Origin of the sequence: Kocuria rosea subsp. polaris (assembly GCF_001483755.1) — a bacterium.
GTDB classification, from domain to species: Bacteria; Actinomycetota; Actinomycetes; order Actinomycetales; family Micrococcaceae; genus Kocuria; species Kocuria cellulosilytica.
Genome location: NZ_LQBK01000023.1, coordinates 24,277 through 41,843, shown reverse-complemented (window position 1 = coordinate 41,843; position 17,567 = coordinate 24,277). Strand labels below are relative to the sequence as shown.

Sequence of the window (17,567 nt, the reverse complement as noted above, 5' to 3'; positions counted from 1 at the left end):
GCCGACATGAGGTGCGGGCCGGGGAGACGCTCGCCGGAACCGGCGTGCGCCGGAACAGGGGTACGCCAGGACCGGCGTGCGCCGGAACAGGGGTGCGCCGGAACAGGGGTGCGCCAGGACAGACGTGCCTTCGGAACGGGGTGCGCCGGCGGTCGAGGGCGTCAGAAGAGGCCGGTGACGCGCCCGTCGTCGTCGATCCCGATCCGTTCGGCGGCCGGGGAGGTGCCCAGGCCGGGCATGGTGCGCATCGTCCCGCAGATCGCGTAGAGGTACCCGGCGCCCACGGCGGCACGCAGCTCCCGGACCGGCAGGGACCACCCGCTGGGGGCGCCCTTGAGGGACGGGTCGGCGGTGGTCGACAGGTGGGTCTTGGCCACGACGACCGGCAGCCCGCCGAAGCCCAGCTCCTCGTAGCGCTCCAGCTGGCGCTCCGCGGCCGGGGAGATCTCGAGGCCGTCGGCGCCGTAGACGCGGGTGGCGACCGCGGTGAGCTTGTCCTCGAGCGACTCGGTGAGCCCGTAGGTCGGGGTGTAGCCGGCCGGGTGCTCGCACGCGGCGGCCACGGCGTCGGCGAGCTCGGCAGCCCCCGCCCCGCCGTCGGCGACCGACGTGCACACGGCCACCTCGGCCCCGGCCGCCCGGGCGATCCGGCGGATCGCCTCGTGCTCCGAGGGGTGGTCCCCGGGGAACGCGTTGATCGCCACCACCGGGGAGACCCCGAAGGACCGGGCGATGGCCAGGTGGTGGAGCAGGTTGACGGCCCCGGCCTCGACGTCCCCGGGGTTCTCCTGGAGCATCTCGGCGGGCAGCGCCCGGCCCGGCCGCACGGAGTAGCGGCCCGAGTGGGCCTTCAGCGCCCGCACCGTGGTGACGAGCACGGCCGCGTCCGGGGTCAGGCCGGAGACCCGGGCCTTGACGTTGACCAGGCGCTCCAGGCCCATGTCCGCGCCGAACCCGGCCTCGGTGATGACGTAGTCGGCGTGCGCCATGGCCACGTAGTCGGCGACCACGGAGGAGTTGCCGGTCGCGATGTTGCCGAACGGCCCGGCGTGGACCAGGGCCGGGGTCGCCTCGAGGGTCTGCAGCAGGTTCGGCTGGAAGGCGTCCTGCAGCATCACCGCCATGGAGCCGGCGGCCCTGAGGTCCTCCGCGGAGACGGGCTCGCCGTCGTGCGTGTAGCCCACCACGATCCGGCCCAGGCGGCGGCGGAGGTCGGCGAAGGACGTGGCGAGCGAGAGGATCACCATCACCTCGGACGCGGCCGTGATGTCGAAGCCCGTCTGCCGGGGCACGCCGTCCTGGTGGTCGCCGAGGCCCACCACCACGGTGCGCAGGGCCCGGTCGTTGACGTCGAGGACCCGCCGCCACGTGATCGAGCGGACGTCCAGGCCCAGTGCGTTGCCGTGGTGCAGGTGGTTGTCGATCATCGCCGCCAGCAGGTTGTGCGCGGCGGTCACGGCGTGGAAGTCCCCGGTCAGGTGCAGGTTGAGCTTGTCCATCGGCAGCAGCTGGGCGTAGCCCGCCCCCGCGGCGCCGCCCTTGATGCCGAACGTGGGGCCCATGGAGGGCTGGCGCAGGGTCAGGGCGGCGGAGCGCCCGGTGGCGGCCATCCCCTGGGCCAGGCCCACCGCCGTGGCCGTCTTCCCCTCGCCCAGCGGCGTGGGCGTCAGCGCCGTGACCACCACGTAGCGCACGCCGCGGGCGTGCTTGCGGCCGGTGGCCTCCTCGGGGGTGGTCACCTCGTCCGGTCGCGGGTCGACCTTCGCGACGAACCGCCCGTAGGGCTCCAGGCGGTCGGGGGCGATGCCGGCCGCGGCCGCGATCTCGGTCACGGGGCGGGGCCGGGCGGCCTGGGCGATCTCCAGGTCCGAGGGCAGCGGGGCGGTGCCGTGCGTCATGGGCCCAGTCTGCTGGATCCGGGCCCGCTCCGGCGAGCGCCCCGCCGTCGTCCTGCCGTCCTCGTGCCGGTTCCGGCTCCCGGCGGTGCGGAACGCGCACGGGCCCGCGGTCCCGGAACCGGCACGGGCCCCGCGGCGCCGTCCCGAATACCGTGCCCGATACAGTGGAGGACGATGAAACTCCTCGAAGCCCTCTCCCCCGAGCTCGGCGCCCCGGGCCATCCGTACTACCGCGGCGACTTCGCCACCAACGCCCTGTCCGGGGACGAGGTCTACGAGGGGTTCCTCGGCTGGATCGCCTCCCGGGACATGGAGCTCTACCCCGCGCAGGACGAGGCCGTGCTCGAGTTCGCGAGCGGGTCGAACGTGATCCTCGCGACCCCGACCGGGTCCGGGAAGTCCACCGTGGCGGTCGCGGCGCACTTCGCGGGCCTCGCCGCCGGGCAGCGCTCCTACTACACCGCCCCGATCAAGGCGCTCGTGTCCGAGAAGTTCTTCTCCCTCGTGGAGATCTTCGGCGCGGAGAACGTCGGCATGGTCACCGGTGACTCCGCGGTCAACGCCGCCGCCCCGATCATCTGCTGCACCGCCGAGATCCTCGCCAACGTCGCCCTGCGCGAGGGCCGGGACGCGGACGTGGGGCCCGTGGTCATGGACGAGTTCCACTTCTACTCCGACCCCCAGCGCGGCTGGGCCTGGCAGGTGCCGCTGCTGGAGCTGCCCCAGGCGCAGTTCCTGCTCATGAGCGCCACGCTCGGGGACGTCTCCCGCTTCGAGGAGGGGATCACGGAGCTCACCGGGCGCCCGACCACCACGGTCTCCTCCGCGGAGCGGCCCATCCCGCTGCACCACTACTGGTCCGAGGACCCCATCCACGAGGCCCTCGAGGAGCTGCTGAGCACCAACCAGGCCCCGGTCTACGTGGTGCACTTCTCCCAGCTGCAGGCCATGGACCAGGCGCAGAACCTGATGTCCGTGAACGTGCTGACCAAGGAGGAGAAGGAGCGCATCGGCGAGCTGATCGCCGGGTTCCGCTTCTCCGCCGGCTTCGGCAAGACCCTCAACCGCCTGGTCCGCCACGGCATCGGCGTCCACCACGCCGGGATGCTGCCCAAGTACCGCCGGCTCGTGGAGCAGCTCGCCCAGACCGGGCTGCTCAAGGTCATCTGCGGCACCGACACCCTGGGGGTGGGCATCAACGTGCCCATCCGCACCGTGGTGATCACGGCGCTGTCCAAGTTCGACGGCGAGCGCACCCGCCGGCTCAACGCCCGCGAGTTCCACCAGATCGCCGGCCGGGCGGGACGGGCCGGCTACGACACCGCGGGCACCGTGGTGGTCCAGGCCCCCGAGCACGTCATCGAGAACAACAAGGCCATGAAGAAGGCCCACGCCAAGTTCGGCGACGATCAGAAGAAGCTGCGGCAGGTGGTGCGGAAGAAGCCGCCGCAGGGCTTCGTGTCCTGGGGCAAGCCCACCTTCGAGACCCTGGTGGCCTCCGAGCCGGAGCCGCTGACCTCCTCCTTCACGGTGACCCACTCGATGCTGCTCAATCTGCTGCAGCGCCCAGGGGACCCGGTGCTGGCGGCGTGGCACCTGCTGACCCACAACCACGAGACGCGGCAGCGCCAGCGCGTCCTGCTCCGGCAGGCCATCGGCATCCTCAAGGAGCTGCGCGCCGCCGGTGTGGTGGAGAAGCTCGACACCCCGGACGAGGAGGGCCGCACCTGGCGGCTCACCGTGGAGCTGCAGGAGAACTTCGCCCTCAACCAGCCGCTGTCCCCGTTCGCCCTCGCCGCCCTCACCCTGCTGGACCGCGAGGACCCGGGCTACGCCCTGGACGTCGTCTCCGTCATCGAGGCCACCCTGGAGAGGCCCCGCCAGGTGCTCAACATGCAGGAGAAGAAGGCCCGCGGGGAGGCCGTGGCGTCGATGAAGGCGGAGGGCCTCGACTACGACGAGCGGATGAAGGAGCTCGAGGACGTCAGCTACGCCAAGCCGCTCGAGGAGCTGCTGACCCAGGCGTTCGAGACCTACCGCACCGGTGCCCCCTGGGTGGCGCAGTTCGAGCTGACGCCGAAGTCCGTGGTGCGGGACATGTACGAGCGCGCCATGACGTTCGGTGACTACGTGCAGTTCTACGGGCTGGCCCGCTCCGAGGGCATCCTGCTGCGCTACCTCTCCGACGCCTACAAGGCGCTGCGCCAGACCGTGCCGCTGGACCTGCTGCGGGAGGACCTCGAGGACCTCGTCGAGTGGCTGGGCGAGCTCATCCGGCAGACCGACAACTCGCTGCTCGACGAGTGGGAGAAGCTGGCCGCCGGCGAGGAGTCCCCCATGGGCACGTCCGCGGACTCCCTCGAGGAGCTCATCGACGAGCAGCCGCCCGCGATCACGTCCAACCTCCGGGCGTTCCGGGTGATGGTCCGCAACGCCCTGTTCCAGCGCGTGGAGCTGTTCGCGGACGAGAAGGACAAGGTCCTGGGCGCCCTCGACGGGGAGCACGGCTGGGACCGGGACCGGTGGGCGGACGCCATGGACGCGTACTTCGCCGAGCACGAGGACATCTACACGGATCCCCAGTCGCGGGGTCCGGGACTGATCCGGATCGACGAGCAGCCCGAGGGCCTGCCCGGGTACTGGACCGTGGTCCAGGTCTTCGACGACCCGGACGGCCACCACGACTGGGGCATCAACGCCCGCATCGACCTGCGGGTCTCGGACGAGGACGGCTTCCCGGCCGTGGTCGTGGACAACGTGGGTCCCATCACCGAGACGGGGCGCTGAGCCGGACTCCCTCCGCGCCGCCGCATCTCCCCGCCCCACCCCGGGACGACGACGGAGCCCCCGGTGCGCACCTGCTCGGTGCGCGCCGGGGGCTCCTGGTCCCGGTGCGCGGGGCGCCGAGGCCTGTGGTGCTCAGACGGCGGAGCTGCCGCCGCCGCGGGGATCGTCCGGGGTCGTGGTCCCGGTCGCGTCCTGCGTCTCGGACCGGGCGCCGGAGAGCGCCTCGGCCTCCGGGTCCGGCACGGCGTCCGGCTCGGGGCCCACGCCGGTGGTCTCGAACTCGTCGTGCTTGCCGCGGGCGCGGTCCAGCAGCTCGTGGAAGTGCTTCTCGGACTCGAGCAGCTCCTGGCGGTGCTTGTCGGAGATCTTCGGCATCTGCTGCTGGTACCTGGCGGCCTTGTCGGCCAGCTTCCGGCGCTCCTCGGCCGGGGCGTCCTGCGGCAGGGTCACGTACTTCTCGGCGACGGTCTGCAGGCCGTTGAGCACCCGCAGGGCCCGGCCCTTGGGGCTGTAGAGGGAGGCCAGGACGGTGACGGCCAGGACGCCCACGATGACGGTCAGCGACAGGCCGATGCCGACCTCGACGACCTCCACGTGCTCGCCGTTGTTGATGAAGCCCAGGTTGTTCTCGTGCAGCGCGTGCAGGATCAGCTTGATCCCGATGAAGCCGAGGATGATGGCCAGGCCCCAGGAGAGGTAGATGAGCCGGTCCAGCAGCCCGTCGATGAGGAAGTACAGCTGGCGCAGGCCCATCAGCGAGAACGCCACGGCGGTGAACACCAGGTAGGTCTGCTGGGTCAGGCCGAAGATCGCGGGGATCGAGTCCAGGGCGAAGAGGACGTCCGTGCCGCCGATGGCCACCATGACGAGGAGCATCGGCGTCATGACCTTCTTGCCGTTCTCCATCGTGAACAGCTTGTCGCCGTCGTACTCGTCCGAGGTGTGCATGAAGCGCTTGGCGGTGCGGATGATGAAGTTGTCGGCCTCGTCGTGCGCGGAGTCCGAGAGCTCGCCCTTGATCAGGGAGCCGGCCGTCAGCAGCAGGATGAGACCGAACAGGTAGAAGACCCACGCGAACTGGTTGATCAGCCCCGCGCCCACGAAGATCAGGGCGGTCCGGGCGATCAGGGCGAAGGTGATGCCGAACAGCAGGACCTTCTGCTGGTCCGCGCGCGGGACCTTGAAGGACGCCATGATGATGAGGAACACGAAGAGGTTGTCCACCGACAGGGCCTTCTCCGTGATGTACCCGGCGTAGTACTCCCCGGCGTACCGGCCTCCCCACTGGAGGAGCACGTACAGGCCGAAGACTAGGGCGATGCCCACGTAGATCGCCGACCAGATCGCGGCTTCCTTCAGCTGGGGCTCGTGCGCCTTGCGCACGTGGAACACGTAGTCGAACAGGAGCAGGCCGATGATGGCCGCGACCGTGACGATCCAGACGGTGAGTGAGACTTCCATGGTTCTGCTTTCGGGGTCGAGTACGGGACAGCCGTAAGTCTCTCCGCCGGCCGCGCGGGACCGTTCCGGTCCGTCGTGCTGGGCTCGGCCGCTGCGTCCGGCCGGGCTGAGTCACCCGACGTGCTGACGTCCACAGCGCTGAGGGATACTCCCCTAGGCTGGGGACAGTCTATACGGGCCCCGCGCGCCTTCCGCGCAGGCCCGGGGCGGGCCGCCCCGGCGGGCTCAGGCGTGCCCGGCCTGCTGCATCTGCCGCAGCTCCTTCTTCAGGTCCGAGAGCTCGTCCCGGATCCGCGCGGCGAGCTCGAACTGCAGCTCCTGGGCCGCGGCCTGCATCTGCTCGGTCATCTGCGCGATGAGGTCCACGAGGTCCTCCGCTGGGGCGGCCGTGAACCCGTCCTGGCGCAGCTTGTCCTCCGCGGCCGCGGCGGCGTCCCGTCCGCCCTTCCCCCCGGTCGGGGCGGTCTTCTTGCCGGCGGCGGCCCGCCGGGCGAGCAGCTCCCGGGTGTCCTCCTCCTCGCGCTGGAGCTGGTCCGTGATGTCGGCGATCTTCTTCCGCAGCGGCTGCGGGTCGATCCCGTGCTCCGTGTTGTAGGCGACCTGGATCTCCCGGCGCCGGTTCGTCTCCTCGATCGCCGTGGCCATCGAGTCGGTGATCCGGTCGGCGTACATGTGCACCTGCCCGGAGACGTTGCGGGCGGCGCGGCCGATCGTCTGGATCAGGGACGTCGTCGAGCGCAGGAAGCCCTCCTTGTCGGCGTCGAGGATCGCCACGAGGGACACCTCGGGCAGGTCCAGGCCCTCCCGGAGCAGGTTGATGCCGACCAGGACGTCGAACGAGCCCATCCGCAGCTCGCGCAGCAGCTCCACGCGGCGCAGCGTGTCGACGTCGGAGTGCAGGTACTGGACCCGGACCCCGTGCTCCATGAGGTACTCGGTGAGGTCCTCGGCCATCCGCTTGGTGAGGGTGGTGACGAGCACGCGCTCGTCCCGCTCGACCCGCAGGTTGATCTCGTCGAGGAGGTCGTCGATCTGCCCCTTGGTGGGCTTGACGATCACCTCGGGGTCCACCAGGCCCGTGGGCCGGATGATCTGCTCCACGTAGCCGTCCGCCTGGGACAGCTCGTACTTGCCCGGGGTCGCGGAGAGGTAGACGGTCTGGCCGATCCGCTCCAGGAACTCGTCCCACTTCAGCGGGCGGTTGTCCATCGCGGAGGGCAGCCGGAAGCCGTGCTCCACCAGGGTGCGCTTGCGGGACATGTCGCCCTCGTACATGCCGCCGATCTGCGGGATGGTCACGTGGGACTCGTCGACCACCAGCAGGAAGTCGTCGGGGAAGTAGTCGATGAGGCAGTGCGGTGCGGAGCCGCGGGGGCGGCCGTCGATGTGCAGCGAGTAGTTCTCGATGCCGTTGCAGTAGCCCATCTGCTCCATCATCTCGAGGTCGTACGTGGTGCGCATCCGCAGCCGCTGGGCCTCGACGAGCTTGTTCTGCGCCTCCAGCTCCTTGAGCCGCGCGGCGAGCTCGTCCTCGATGGACTTCACGGCCGTGGCCATCCGGTCCGCGCCCGCCACGTAGTGGGAGGCGGGGAAGACGTACATCTCGGTCTCCTCCCGGATGATTTCCCCCGTGAGCGGGTGGAGGGTGTAGATGGACTCGATCTCGTCGCCGAAGAACTCCACGCGGATCGCGTGCTCCTCGTACATCGGGATGATCTCCACGGTGTCCCCGCGCACGCGGAACGTGCCTCGGTGGAAGTCGACGTCGTTGCGGGCGTACTGCATGTTCACGAACCGGCGCAGCAGCTCGTCGCGGTCCATCTCCTGGCCCCGGCGCAGGGTGACCATCTGCGCCACGTACTCCTCGGGGGTGCCCAGGCCGTAGATGCAGGAGACGGTGGCGACGACGACGACGTCGCGCCGGGTCAGCAGCGCGTTGGTCGCCGAGTGCCGCAGCCGCTCGACCTCCTCGTTGATCGAGGAGTCCTTCTCGATGAAGGTGTCCGTCTGCGGGACGTAGGCCTCGGGCTGGTAGTAGTCGTAGTAGGACACGAAGTACTCGACGGCGTTGTTCGGCAGCAGCTCGCGCAGCTCGTTCGCGAGCTGCGCGGCGAGCGTCTTGTTCTGCACCATGACGAGGGTCGGCCGCTGGACGCGCTCGATGAGCCACGCGGCGGTCGCGGACTTGCCGGTGCCGGTGGCGCCGAGCAGCACGACGTCCTTCTCCCCCGCCTCGATCCTCGTGGCGAGCTCCTCGATGGCCCGGGGCTGGTCGCCCGCGGGCACGTAGTCGGAGATGACCTCGAAGGGGGCGACGACACGGTTGATCTTCTGGGCGAGGCTCATGGCACCAGGCTACGCGCCGCCCCGGACACGGGACCCGGGTTCCTCCGGAGGCGATCGGCCGGTGCGCGGGACGCCGTAGGCTCGTCCCACGAGGCGCTCCGGGAGGCTCCGTGCCGCCGCCGGCGCCGGGCCCGGTGGCAGGACGACAGGAGGACGGCGTGGCCGAGGAACGACGGCGGAGCGGCGGCCACGAGGACCGCTTCGTGGGCGGGCAGGACCTCACGGCCTGGCCCACCCGCCTCGGGCAGCTCCTGGTCCGGTGCGTCCGGTGGCTGGCCCGGCGGCTCGGGCCCTACGCGGCGGTCCTCGTCCCGCTCGGGCTCGGCCTGGGCGTCGCGGTGACCATGACGGTCGCCACGGCGGAGGTCTACGAGTCCGTCATGGACCAGGACGACGCCGCGGCGCTGGACGAGCCGCTGCTGGAGGCGGCGATGGCGGTGCGTTCGCCGGCCCTGGACGCTCTCGTGACGGCCTACACGCACGTGGGCGGGCCGGTCGGCATGACGGTCCTGACGGTGGCCGTCATGGCGGCGCTGGCCCTGGCCCGGCGGTCCTGGACCCCGGTCGTGCTGGTCACGGCGGCCGCTGCGGGCTCCCTGCTCATGACCGTCGCCGGGAAGCCGCTGATCGGCCGGTCCCGGCCGGACCTCGAGGACGCCGTCCCGCCCTACGAGTACTCGGCGTCCTTCCCCAGCGGCCACTCCCTGAACGCCTTCGTCATCGCGGGGATCGTGGCCTATCTGCTGGTCCTGCGGCAGCGCGCCCGTCCGGCCCGGGTCCTGACGATCGCCGCCGCGGCGGCCTTCGCGCTCACCATGGCGCTGAGCCGGGTGTACCTGGGCCACCACTGGTTCACCGACGTGCTGGTCGCGCAGACCCTCGGGGCGGCGTGGCTGGCGGTGGTCATCACGACGCACCGGCTGCACCTCACCGTCCGGCACCGGGGTGCCGGCGGCGCCCGCCCCTGACCGGCCGGCTCCCGCCCACCGCACCGGGATCCCGCCGGAGGCCGCCGGCCCCCGGCGGACGGCGACCGCCGGGGACGCGGACCCGGGGCGGACGGGAAATACGCCGCGGGCGTCGTCGGTTGCACAGGGCACACCGCCGCCGCCCGGCGGACCGCCACCGGAGCCTGCGGGCCACCGTCGAGAGGAACACCGTGTCCATCGTCATCACCGGAGCCACCGGCCAGCTGGGCCGCCACGTCATCAGCTCGCTCCTGCGCCTGGACGTGCAGCTGCCGGACCTCGTGGCCGCCGGCCGCAACGAGGACAAGCTCGGGGCCCTCCGTGAGCTGGGCCTGGCCACGGTCCGGGTCGACTACACCGATCCCGCGACCCTGGACGAGGCCTTCGCCGGGGCCGGCACCGTGCTGCTGATCTCGAGCAGCGAGGTGGGCCGGCGGGTGCCCCAGCACCGGAACGCGGTCGACGCCGCCGTCCGGGCCGGGGTGTCCCGGGTCGTCTACACCAGCGCCCTCGGCGCCGACCGCGGGAAGCTGCTGCTCGCGGACGAGCACCTGGCCACGGAGCAGGCCATCGCCGAGTCCGGGCTCCCGTACACGATCCTGCGCAACGGCTGGTACACCGAGAACTTCGAGCCGGCCCTGCGGCACGCAGAGCGCACCGGCGTGGTCCTGGCCAGCGCCGGGGACGGCCGGGTGGCCAGCGCCACGCGCGAGGACTACGCGGAGGCGATCGCCGCGGTCCTCGCCCAGGACGGCCACTCCGGGCAGACCTACGAGCTCTCCGGGGACGTGGCGTGGAGCTTCGACGAGCTCGCCGCGGCGCTCACCGAGGTCCTGGACCGGGAGGTGACCTACCGGCGCCTGACCCCCGAGCAGCACCTGGCCGAGCTGGAGCGGACCGGGGTGGACGAGAGCACCGCGCGCTTCCTGGTGGCCCTGGACGCCAACATCGAGGACGGCGCCCTGGACCTCGTCACCGGGGACCTGTCCCGGCTGCTCGGCCGGGACACCACCCCACTGGTCGACGCGCTGCACGAGATGCGCTGATCCCCGCTCCCCCGGCGCCCGAGGGCCGGTTCGTCAGTTGCGGGAGGTCCCGGCCCGCGGGCCGCCGCGGGAGTCGTCACGGTGGTACAGGTACTCGTTGCCGTGCTCGTCCCGCTCGATCACGAAGTGCTTCTGGCACTCCTCGTACCAGGCGTGGGCCCGTTCGCTCTCCTCGGCACCGTGGGTCTCCGGCGGCACGCGATCGGCGGCCCCGTAGACCTTGAGGGCGATCTGGTTCAGCCGGTCCAGCAGGCAGTAGCCCGACGACGGTGAGTCCTCGTTGACGGTGTGCTGGTCTTCGGTCATGGCGTCCCCCCGGTGACCGCGATGCGGATGGGACCATTCTAAGCCTCCTGCCGCGCCGGGCGAAGGCCGAGCAGGAACTCCGGAGACTCCCGTGACGTCTCCCGGGCGCCCCGTCACATCCGCTGGTACTTGGCCCGGACCACCATGAACGCTCCGTAGCAGATGAGCCCCAGGGCGACGGCCCCGAGGATCCACGCCCCGAAGGGCTGCTCCTGGAGGGACTTGAGGGCCCCGTCCAGACCGGTCGACTGCTCCGGGTCGTGCTGCACCGTGGCCACGACGAAGAGCACGCCGAGCACGCCCAGGGCCACGCCCTTCGCGACGTAGCCGGCCGCGCCCAGTCCCACCACGGCCGATCCGGCCCGGCCGGGCGGCAGGCTCTTCAGGTTCTCCCGGAAGGACCGCGTCACACCGCGGTGGACGAAGAAGGCACCGGCGACGACGAGACCCAGGCCCACGGCGATCAGCAGCACCGTGCCGGCCGGATGCGCCATCAGCCGGGCGCTCAGCGACTGCGTCGACCGACTGCTGTCGCTCGAGCCCCCGAGGGCGTAGACCCCGAACACCGCGCCGATCGCGCCGTAGACGACTGCTTGGCCGCCCATCTTGGCCCGGTGCTTGAGCCGTTCCCGGTCCGAGCGCTGGGTCGCGCCGAAGAACACCTCGCTGAACAGGAACACGGCGAGCGCCGCGCAGCCCAGGAAGCACGCCCACAGCAGGACCGTGCCGCCGGGGCTGCCGGCGAGCGCGGCGACGGCGCCGGACTGGTCGGCGGAGCCTGAGCCGCCGGTGGCGACGCGCAGCGCGATGACGCCGATCATGACGTGCAGCAGTCCCGCGGCCACGTATCCGGCGCGCGCGGCGAGGCGGAACCCCCGGGAGTCCGTCGCGTCGTCCGCGGCGTCGGCCGCCCTCGTGGCCTGCCGGCCGACCTCGCCCATGGCTCCTCCTGCGGTGTGGGACTCCATCGTGCGCCTGCGGACCGCCGGTGTCCACGACGCCGTTCGGCTGACACCGTGCGGCAGCCGCGTTCCGCCCGGCGCAGGGGTTCCCGGCAGCAACGAGTTGTCCCGGGCGGGTCCTCCCCGCCGGTGCGGGGAGGAGACTGGGAGCATGAGCACAGATTTCGGACGAACGGCCACGACGGCCTCCGGCGGCACCAGGGCGGGAGCCGTGGACGGGGACCTGGCCCGGCGGCTGAGCGACCTGGCCCGCGCCCTGCAGGTGGAGCAGGACGTCCAGGGCACGCTCGAGGCCATGGTGCACGCCGCGCTGGAGCTCGTCCCCGGGGTGGTGGCCGCCTCGATCTCGGTGGCCCGACGCCGGCACGGGATCGAGTCCCGGGCCGCGTCCGGGGAGCTGCCCCGCAGGATGGACCAGCTGCAGGCGGACACCGGCGAGGGACCGTGCATGGACGCGGCCTTCGAGCAGCGGATCGTGCGCGTGCCCGACTTCCGCCACGAGGACCGGTGGCCGCGGTTCGCCCCGGCCGCCCTGGAAGCCGGGGCCACGTCCATGCTCGCCTTCCAGCTCTACACCGACGGCGACGTCCTCGGGGCGCTCAACGTCTACGGAGCCGGCTTCGGCGCCTTCACCGAGGAGTCCGAGGAGATCGGCCTGCTGGTGGCGGCCCACGCCGCGGTGGCCCTGGCCGCCGCCCAGCAGGTGAGCCACCTGCACGAGGCCCTGGCCACCCGGGACCTCATCGGGCAGGCGAAGGGCGTGCTCATGGAACGGTTCAGGATCACGCCCCACGAGGCGTTCGTCCTCCTGACCACCGCCAGCTCCCAGACGAACACCAAGCTGCGGGACGTGGCCGAGCAGCTGGCCACCACCGGTGTCCTCACCGGCGAACCGCCCGCGGAAGCGGCCGGCCCGCAGGACTTCTGATCGTGCTCGGACCCCGGTCGCTCAGCCGCCGAGCCCTGCGTTGAGCCGCGCGGCCTGTCGCACGAGGTGGTCGCGTTCGGGGGCGCTGAGCGCCGACCGGGCGGCTTCGGCGTAGAGCCGCGCCGCGGTCACGGGGTCGCCGTCGCGCTCGTGGAGGTACGCCGCGGCGGCGGTGTACCGGGGCAGGGCGGGGTCGAGGTCGGCGAGGGCGGCGAGACCGGCCCGGGCGCCCTCGGCCTCCCCGAGGGCGACGGCGCGGTTGAGGCGGGCAACGGGGCTGCCGGTGAGCCGCACGAGCTCGTCGTACCACTCGACGATCTGCGGCCAGTCGGTCTCCCCGGCGGTGCGGGCGTCGGCGTGGAGCGCGGCGACGGCCGCCTGGGCCTGGTACTCGCCCAGGCGGTCCCGGCGCAGGGCCCTCTGGAGCACGTCGACGCCCTCGGCGATCAGGCGGGTGTCCCACAGGCCGCGGTCCTGCTCCGCGAGGGGCACGAGGCTGCCGTCGGCGCGGGTCCGGGCGGGTCGCCGGGCGTGGTGGAGCAGCATGAGCGCCAGCAGTCCCGCCACCTCCTCGTGCTCGATCCCGGCCGCCAGCTGACGGGTGAGCCGGATCGCCTCGGCGGCGAGGTCCACGTCCCCGGAGTAGCCCTCGTTGAAGACCAGGTAGAGCACGCGCAGCACCGTGGCCGGGTCCCCGGGCCGGTCGAGCCGGACGCCCGCGACGGTCCGCTTGGCCCGGCTGATCCGCTGCGCCATGGTGGGCTCGGGAACGAGATAGGCCCGGGCGATCTGGCGCGTGGTCAGCCCGCCGACCGCGCGCAGGGTGAGCGCGACCGCCGAGGCCGGTGTCAGGGACGGGTGCGCGCACAGGAAGTACAGCTGCAGCGTGTCGTCGGCCGTCGTCCCCGGTCCGGGCACGGGCTCGTCCTCCGCCCGGAGCTCGCGCCGGCGCCGGGAGGTGTCGGCGCGCGAGGAGTCGAGGAACCGGCGCCAGGCCACGGCGACCAGCCACGCCCTCGGGTTCCGGGGCGGGTTCCCCGGCCACACGCGCACCGCCTCGACCAGGGCGTCCTGCACGGCGTCCTCGGCCGCCGCGAAGCCGGCTCCGCGGCGGACGAGGACCCCGATCACGGTGGGGATGAGGGTCCGCAGCAGGGCCTCGTCCACCGTGGATCACTCCGTGACGGTCGGCGGCGCGCCCAGGAACGGACGCACCTCGAGCCACTCGTGGATGGGCCTGCCGCCCGCGCCGGGCGCCGCGGACAGCTCCCCGGCCAGTTCGAGCGCCCGCTCCCAGGAGTCGACGTCGATCACCATCCAGCCGGCGATCAGGTCCTTGGTCTCCGCGAACGGGCCGTCGGTGACCGGCGGGCGCCCCTCGCCGTCGTGGCGGACGAACGTGCCCTCCGGGGACAGCGCCTGCGCGTCGACGAACTCCCCGGTGCCCTTGAGCCGGTCGGCGAAGTCCTCCATGTAGCGCACGTGCGCCGAGACCTCCTCCGGCGTCCACCGGTCCATCGGCACGTCGTTGATCGCTGCCGGTGCGCCTCGGTAGTGCTTGAGCAACAGGTACTTGGCCATGATGTCCTCCTCGCTGGGATACGGCCCATTGTGGCCGCATGCACCCCGGGGACGGAGCCGCGGACAGGATTTCGACATCCCACCGGGACGATGTCCGGCGCCCTCCCTCCACGGCCGGGGCAGGACTACGCTCGGTCTCGACGGAGGCCGCAGAGGACGTGCGCGCCGGTGCGACTCATGGATCCGGCAGTCGTCCGGAGTGTCAGCAGTTCCCTGCGCACTCGCAGCCGAGCGAACGGAGCGACCAGATGGCACGGACCCGCATCCACAACTTCTCCGTCTCGCTGGACGGCTTCGCGACCGGCGACGGCCAGTCGTCCGAGGCGCCCATGGGACACGCCGGCCAACGGCTGCACGAGTGGATGATCGCCACCCGCTTCGGCGCACCGATCATGGGGCGCCGGGGCGGCACGGCCGGGGTGGACGACGCGTTCGCCCAGCAGCACGAGCCGGACATCGGCGCCGAGATCATGGGCGCCGGCAAGTTCGGCCCACCGGGCTGGCAGGACGACGCCGACTGGACCGGGTGGTGGGGCCCCAACCCCCCGTTCCGCACGCCGGCCTTCGTGCTCACCCACCGCCCGCGACCCTCGATCGAGATGGAGGGCGGGACCACCTTCCACTTCCTCGACGCCGCACCGGCCGAGGCGCTCCACGCCGCCCGCGCGGCCGCCGGCGGACAGGACGTGCGCATCGGCGGTGGCCCGACCGTCGTGCGGGACTTCCTCGCCGCGGGCCTGGTCGACCACATGCACCTGGTCCAGGTGCCGATCGTGCTCGGCCGCGGCGTCCGGGTGTGGGACGGGCTGGAGGCGCTCGAGCAGGACTACGACGTCGAGGTCGTCTCGGCGCCCAGCGGCGTCACCCACCTGACCTTCGACCGCAGGACCGCGTGACGGGGTCATCTTCCGAGCTCGTGGCGGCCACCGCGGTGGAACGGCGAGCGTGCGGGCAGACGGCGTGCAGCGGTGGGGATGCCCCCGGGCGGTGACCGCCCGAGGCGGGCCCGCAGCACGCAGCCCGTTCCCGGGTGTCGAGATCGAGGCGCCGGCTCCGTCCCGAAGGCACGGGTGGCCACGACCGGCCGCACCAGGACCTCACGACGCAAGGAGAAGATCATGTCGATCCAGCGGATGGACCACGTGGGCGTCGTCGTCGGCGATCTCGAAGCCGCCGTGGCGTTCTTCCTCGACCTCGGCATGGAGCTGGAGGGCCGGGCGCCGATCGAGGGACAGTGGGTGGACCGTGTCTCGGGGCTCGAGGGCGTGCGGGTCGACGTCGCCATGCTGCGGACCCCCGACGGCCACGGCCGGCTCGAACTGACGACGTTCCACAGCCCCGAAGCGGTCAGCGCTGCGCCGCAGAACGCCCCGGGGAACACCCTGGGGCTGCGCAGCATCATGTTCGCCGTCGACAACATCGACGCCACCATCGCGGCGCTGCAGTCCCGCGGCGCGGAACTCGTCGGTGACGTGGTGCAGTACCAGGACAGCTACCGGCTCTGCTACGTCCGCGGCCCCGAGGGGATCATCGTCGCGCTGGCCGAGCAGCTCGGCTGAGCGCCCGGGACGCGAGCCGCTCGGCCATCGGCACGGGTTCGGCGCCGTCCGTGAGCGTGCTCTCGAGCAGCTGCCGCAACAGTTCACGCTCGGTGCCGAACACCGCGTATGACGTCGATCCACACCCGCATCAGGACGGGCGAGGCCGCCCGGAACGCGCCCGTCCGGGGGGCTGATCCTGCACACGGGAGGTCCGAGCGAGCGGGGCGTGCACGGCCTCGACGTCCGGCAGGCCACGGAGGACGCCGAGCCCTTCTTCGCCGAGCGCTCGGCGCCGGCCCTGCGGCGTGGCGACGCCCTCAAGCACCGGTGGGTGCAGCCGGATCGGATGGGTCCGGCGGCCCGGCGCGGGGGCGCACCGCTCTTGGAGGGAGTGCCTCCGGGTTCCCGGGATCCGGGAACCAGATCTGGACCAGGGCCCACCCCACCGCGGTCAGCGGCACGGCCAGCACGGCCCCGACGACACCGGAGAGGATCCCTCCGGCAGCCAGGGCGAGCAGCACCACCAGCGGGTGCAGACTCAGGGCCCGGCCCAGCACCATCGGCTGGAGCACCCGGCCGTCGAGCTGGTTGATGGCCACCACCACCGCCACCACCACCAGCGCCACCACGGGACCGTTGGCCACCAGGGCCACCAGGGCCGCGACACCCCCGATCAGAGCGGCTCCCACGATGGGGATGAATCCGCCCAGAAAGATCAGCACGGACAGGGGCAGGGCCAGAGGCACCCGCAGCACCAGCAGGGTGAGTCCGATGACCACCGCCTCCAGCAGCGCCACCACGGCGGTGCCGCGCACGTAGCCTCCCAGCACGTGCAGGGCCGTGATGCCCGACACGAGCAGCTTCGCCAAGGTCTCACCGTGGAAACGGCGCAGGAAGAACGCCCAGATCCTGGCCGCGTCCTGGAGGAAGAAGTAGAGGATCACGGCCACCAGCACCGCACCGGTGATCACCTGAGTGGCCGCGGAGATCCCCAGGAGTGCCCCGGCGCCGAACCGGGGGCCGGCCGTGAAATCCACGACGGCCGTGATGGCCTCGTCCAGGCCCTGCTGACCGACCGGAACCGGACCGGCCACGATGAACTCCCGCAGCCGTTCCAGCCCGCCCACTGCGGAGGCCACCAGCTCCGCCCACTCGCTGCGCACCGCGAACACCATGCCGGTGACCACCCCGCCCAGGACCACGATCGCGGCCAGGAACACGATCCAGGTCGCCAGCGCCCCCGGCACGCCCCGCCGGCGCAGGAACGCGACCAGCGGGTTCAGGGCCGCGGCCAGGATCAGGGCGATCAGCAACGGGATCACGACCAGTTTGAGCTGGATCAACCCGTAGACCACCACCGCTCCCGCGCTCAGCAGCACCAGCCCCTGCAAGGCTCGGGTGGTCGCCCGCCCCAGCGGATCCGCCCACAGGTCACGAGGGTGCGAGGCGCTGCGATGCCGTGGGCGCGTCATCGGAATCCGCCTCCCCAGTCCCGCCGTCGACCTGGCTTCAGGATGCGCCCACGGGCTCGTGGATGCCAAGCCCCGGGACAGTGCCCGACGACGGCGCCGCACCCGGCCCCGGGTCCGGTGCCCCGACGCGGCGACCCACGCGCCGGCCGGCGAGTGGACGGTCCACCCCCCCCTGTTGCATCACAGGGGGGTCGCATGGCAGTCCTGCTGAGCCGGAGCAGGTTGCACGCAGTGCGAGGCCACTGTCCGGTGCATGGGTCGTTCGGTTTCT

At 72.2% G+C, this 17,567-nt stretch carries 14 protein-coding genes; 6 read left to right on the top strand and 8 right to left on the bottom strand.

What is annotated here, in order from left to right:
- Positions 1 to 161 precede the first annotated feature (161 nt).
- On the bottom strand, positions 162 to 1,898 hold the full coding sequence (locus AVL61_RS11740) for a formate--tetrahydrofolate ligase (protein ID WP_058874518.1): 1,737 nt from the start codon (positions 1,896 to 1,898) through the stop codon (positions 162 to 164).
- A 174-nt stretch (positions 1,899 to 2,072) separates the two neighbouring features.
- On the opposite strand from AVL61_RS11740, the gene AVL61_RS11735 reads away from it, so the two are divergent.
- Positions 2,073 to 4,685: a DEAD/DEAH box helicase gene (locus AVL61_RS11735; RefSeq protein WP_058874517.1), complete on the top strand. Its 2,613-nt coding sequence runs from the start codon at positions 2,073 to 2,075 to the stop codon at positions 4,683 to 4,685.
- A gap of 132 nt (positions 4,686 to 4,817) precedes the next feature.
- Here the strand turns inward: AVL61_RS11735 and AVL61_RS11730 are convergent, their stop codons facing one another.
- Together AVL61_RS11730 and uvrB are read right to left on the bottom strand one after the other, a co-directional pair.
- Entirely contained in the window at positions 4,818 to 6,146 is a 1,329-nt protein-coding gene (locus AVL61_RS11730; protein WP_058874516.1) for a TerC family protein, read from the bottom strand.
- A 225-nt stretch (positions 6,147 to 6,371) separates the two neighbouring features.
- Complete coding sequence (gene uvrB, locus AVL61_RS11725) at positions 6,372 to 8,492, bottom strand: excinuclease ABC subunit UvrB (protein WP_058874515.1); 2,121 nt, start codon at positions 8,490 to 8,492, stop codon at positions 6,372 to 6,374.
- 158 nt (positions 8,493 to 8,650) lie between these two features.
- On the opposite strand from uvrB, the gene AVL61_RS11720 reads away from it, so the two are divergent.
- Both AVL61_RS11720 and AVL61_RS11715 read left to right on the top strand, forming a co-directional pair.
- On the top strand, positions 8,651 to 9,460 hold the full coding sequence (locus AVL61_RS11720) for a phosphatase PAP2 family protein (RefSeq protein WP_058874514.1): 810 nt from the start codon (positions 8,651 to 8,653) through the stop codon (positions 9,458 to 9,460).
- A gap of 191 nt (positions 9,461 to 9,651) precedes the next feature.
- On the top strand, positions 9,652 to 10,506 hold the full coding sequence (locus AVL61_RS11715; protein WP_058874513.1) for an SDR family oxidoreductase: 855 nt from the start codon (positions 9,652 to 9,654) through the stop codon (positions 10,504 to 10,506).
- Between the two features lie 33 nt (positions 10,507 to 10,539).
- On the opposite strand, the gene AVL61_RS11710 is transcribed toward AVL61_RS11715, so the two are convergent.
- The gene (locus AVL61_RS11710; protein WP_058874512.1) at positions 10,540 to 10,812 is read right to left on the bottom strand and encodes a hypothetical protein; all 273 of its coding nucleotides are present in this window, start codon (positions 10,810 to 10,812) and stop codon (positions 10,540 to 10,542) included.
- A gap of 113 nt (positions 10,813 to 10,925) precedes the next feature.
- A complete protein-coding gene (locus tag AVL61_RS11705; RefSeq protein WP_058874511.1) occupies positions 10,926 to 11,753 on the bottom strand; it encodes a DUF1206 domain-containing protein in 828 nt (275 codons plus the stop codon).
- Between the two features lie 172 nt (positions 11,754 to 11,925).
- On the opposite strand from AVL61_RS11705, the gene AVL61_RS11700 reads away from it, so the two are divergent.
- Positions 11,926 to 12,702, top strand: a complete 777-nt coding sequence (locus tag AVL61_RS11700) for a GAF and ANTAR domain-containing protein (protein ID WP_082697117.1) — start codon at positions 11,926 to 11,928, stop codon at positions 12,700 to 12,702.
- A 21-nt stretch (positions 12,703 to 12,723) separates the two neighbouring features.
- Here AVL61_RS11700 and AVL61_RS11695 read toward each other — a convergent pair whose 3' ends face one another.
- Together AVL61_RS11695 and AVL61_RS11690 are read right to left on the bottom strand one after the other, a co-directional pair.
- Positions 12,724 to 13,869 carry an RNA polymerase sigma factor gene (locus tag AVL61_RS11695; RefSeq protein WP_058874509.1) on the bottom strand — a complete coding sequence of 382 codons (1,146 nt, stop codon included), beginning with the start codon at positions 13,867 to 13,869 and terminating at the stop codon, positions 12,724 to 12,726.
- A gap of 6 nt (positions 13,870 to 13,875) precedes the next feature.
- Positions 13,876 to 14,283, bottom strand: a complete 408-nt coding sequence (locus tag AVL61_RS11690; RefSeq protein ID WP_058874508.1) for a YciI family protein — start codon at positions 14,281 to 14,283, stop codon at positions 13,876 to 13,878.
- Positions 14,284 to 14,531: 248 nt separating this feature from the next.
- Here AVL61_RS11690 and AVL61_RS11685 point away from each other — a divergent pair, with 248 nt between their 5' ends.
- The gene (locus tag AVL61_RS11685; RefSeq protein WP_058874507.1) at positions 14,532 to 15,179 is read left to right on the top strand and encodes a dihydrofolate reductase family protein; all 648 of its coding nucleotides are present in this window, start codon (positions 14,532 to 14,534) and stop codon (positions 15,177 to 15,179) included.
- Between the two features lie 174 nt (positions 15,180 to 15,353).
- A complete protein-coding gene (locus AVL61_RS11680) occupies positions 15,354 to 15,842 on the top strand; it encodes a VOC family protein (protein WP_231738398.1) in 489 nt (162 codons plus the stop codon).
- A gap of 299 nt (positions 15,843 to 16,141) precedes the next feature.
- Here AVL61_RS11680 and AVL61_RS11675 read toward each other — a convergent pair whose 3' ends face one another.
- Complete coding sequence (locus AVL61_RS11675; RefSeq protein WP_058874506.1) at positions 16,142 to 17,296, bottom strand: AI-2E family transporter; 1,155 nt, start codon at positions 17,294 to 17,296, stop codon at positions 16,142 to 16,144.
- Positions 17,297 to 17,567: the final 271 nt, after the last annotated feature.

Bases quoted from the DNA above. Each gene is read 5' to 3' on its own strand.
- AVL61_RS11735 (WP_058874517.1), top strand. From the start codon at position 2,073: ATGAAACTCCTCGAAGCCCTCTCCCCCGAGCTCGGCGCCCCGGGCCAT.
- AVL61_RS11685 (WP_058874507.1), top strand. From the start codon at position 14,532: ATGGCACGGACCCGCATCCACAACTTCTCCGTCTCGCTGGACGGCTTC.
- AVL61_RS11740 (WP_058874518.1), bottom strand. From the start codon at position 1,898: ATGACGCACGGCACCGCCCCGCTGCCCTCGGACCTGGAGATCGCCCAG.
- AVL61_RS11675 (WP_058874506.1), bottom strand. From the start codon at position 17,296: ATGACGCGCCCACGGCATCGCAGCGCCTCGCACCCTCGTGACCTGTGG.
- AVL61_RS11705 (WP_058874511.1), bottom strand. From the start codon at position 11,753: ATGGGCGAGGTCGGCCGGCAGGCCACGAGGGCGGCCGACGCCGCGGAC.
- AVL61_RS11690 (WP_058874508.1), bottom strand. From the start codon at position 14,283: ATGGCCAAGTACCTGTTGCTCAAGCACTACCGAGGCGCACCGGCAGCG.
- AVL61_RS11700 (WP_082697117.1), top strand. From the start codon at position 11,926: ATGAGCACAGATTTCGGACGAACGGCCACGACGGCCTCCGGCGGCACC.
- AVL61_RS11710 (WP_058874512.1), bottom strand. From the start codon at position 10,812: ATGACCGAAGACCAGCACACCGTCAACGAGGACTCACCGTCGTCGGGC.
- AVL61_RS11730 (WP_058874516.1), bottom strand. From the start codon at position 6,146: ATGGAAGTCTCACTCACCGTCTGGATCGTCACGGTCGCGGCCATCATC.
- uvrB (WP_058874515.1), bottom strand. From the start codon at position 8,492: ATGAGCCTCGCCCAGAAGATCAACCGTGTCGTCGCCCCCTTCGAGGTC.